Here is a 1,609-nt window from a genome sequence, read left to right as displayed (position 1 = left end):
GGCCCAGGGCGCGCTCGCGCTCGTCGGGGTGCACTGCGCCGCGCTCGGCGCGCCCGGCTGGTTCGCGCCGGCGACGTGGCCGGGCCGGCTCCCGCCGCTCACGCTCCTCGGGGCGCTCGCCGCCGCGGTGGGCCTCGCCGCGACGCTCAGCGCGCGCGGAGGTACTGCTTCGGCCAGGGCCCGTCCTGCCCGAGCGTCCCCGCCGCGCGCAGCGGGAAGTGCGGATCGCGAAGCAGCTCGCGGGCCATGAGCACGAGGTCCGCCTGCCCGGAGCGGATCACGTGGTCCGCCTGCTCGGGGGCGCTGATCATCCCGACGGCCCCCGTCGCGACGTGCGCCTCGCGGCGGATGCGCTCGGCGAAGCCGGTCTGGTAGCCCGGTCCGGCGGGCACCTTCGCGGTGGGGACGAGCCCGCCCGACGAGACGTCGACGAGCTCGACGCCGAGCGGGGCGAGGCCGCGGGCGAGCTCCACCGACTGCTCGACGTCCCAGCCGCCCTCTGCCCAGTCCGTCGCGGAGATCCGCAGGATCACCGGGAGCGGCTCGGGCCACTCCGCGCGCACCGCGGCCACCACCTCGCGCAGGAGCCGGGTCCGGTTCTCGAACGGCCCGCCGTAGGCGTCGGTGCGGCGGTTCGAGAGCGGCGAGAGGAACTGGTGGAGGAGGTAGCCGTGCGCCGCGTGGATCTCGACGGCCCGGAACCCCGCCGCCGCCGCGCGCCGCGCCGCGGCGGCGAACGCGTGGACCACGCCGCGGAGCTCGCCCGCGTCGAGCGCGTGCGGCGCCGCATCGCCGTCCCTGAACGGCAGCGCGCTCGGCGCCACCGGCTGCCACCCGCCGGCGCTCCGGCCGAGCTGCGCGCCTCCCTCCCACGGCGGCGCGGTCGAGGCCTTCCGGCCGGCGTGGGCGAGCTGCAGGCAGCTCGCGGCGCCCTGGCCCTCGATGAAGCGCACGATCCGCGCGAGGGGCTCCACCTGGGCGTCGTCCCAGAGCCCGAGATCGGCCGGGGAGATGCGGCCCCGGGCCTCCACCGCGGTCGCCTCGAACATGACGAGCCCCGCGCCGCCGGCGGCGCGCGCGCCCAGGTGGACGAGGTGCCAGTCGTTGGCGCGTCCGTCGACGGCCGAGTACTGGCACATCGGCGACACCGCGATCCGGTTCCGGAGGGTGAGGGAGCGGAGGGTGAGCGGGGAGAAGAGGTGCATCCCCCGATGAAGCCCCGGACCGGGCGCGCGCGCAAGCGCGCCTTCCGGGGTCACCGATCCGCCGCGGCCCGAGCTTCGCCTATCGCTCCTCGTCCTCGTGCGGCAGCGCCGCCCCGAGGTCCTCCTCGCGGACGTGGGCGTCCTTGGGCGGGGCGGAGAAGCCCTCGTGCGGCGCGACGTGCACGAGCTCGTGCTCCGCGACGTCCTCCGCCGCGCCTCCCTCACCGGACCTCCCCGCCTGCGCGTGCAGATCGGGCCTGTCGACGCGCCCGGGCCGGAGCGGGTCGGGCCGCGCCGACGCGAGGCCCGGCTCGAGCTCCGCGGGGCTCTTCACCTCGTGGACCTCCGGCGCGCGCCGCGACCGAGCCTGCGCGCCGGCGGGCGTGGTCCGGCCGCGCCCCGCG

General features: G+C 78.2%; 1 protein-coding gene and 1 pseudogene. Both read right to left on the bottom strand.

Features of this window, described 5'->3' with window-relative positions:
* Positions 1 to 146: 146 nt before the first annotated feature.
* Entirely contained in the window at positions 147 to 1,205 is a 1,059-nt protein-coding gene (locus MNZ29_RS24020; protein WP_242341596.1) for an NADH:flavin oxidoreductase/NADH oxidase, read from the bottom strand.
* Positions 1,206 to 1,284: 79 nt separating this feature from the next.
* Positions 1,285 to 1,609: pseudogene (locus MNZ29_RS24015) on the bottom strand (hypothetical protein); the annotation flags it as partial.

The sequence above is a fragment of the Anaeromyxobacter sp. SG64 genome (genome assembly GCF_022690745.1).
Taxonomy (GTDB): Bacteria; Myxococcota; Myxococcia; order Myxococcales; family Anaeromyxobacteraceae; genus Anaeromyxobacter; species Anaeromyxobacter soli.
This window is presented reverse-complemented; position numbering and strand designations above follow the sequence as displayed.

What these genes read in the sequence shown, in the direction of transcription:
- MNZ29_RS24020 (WP_242341596.1), bottom strand. Translation starts at nt 1,205, where the DNA reads ATGCACCTCTTCTCCCCGCTCACCCTCCGCTCCCTCACCCTCCGGAAC.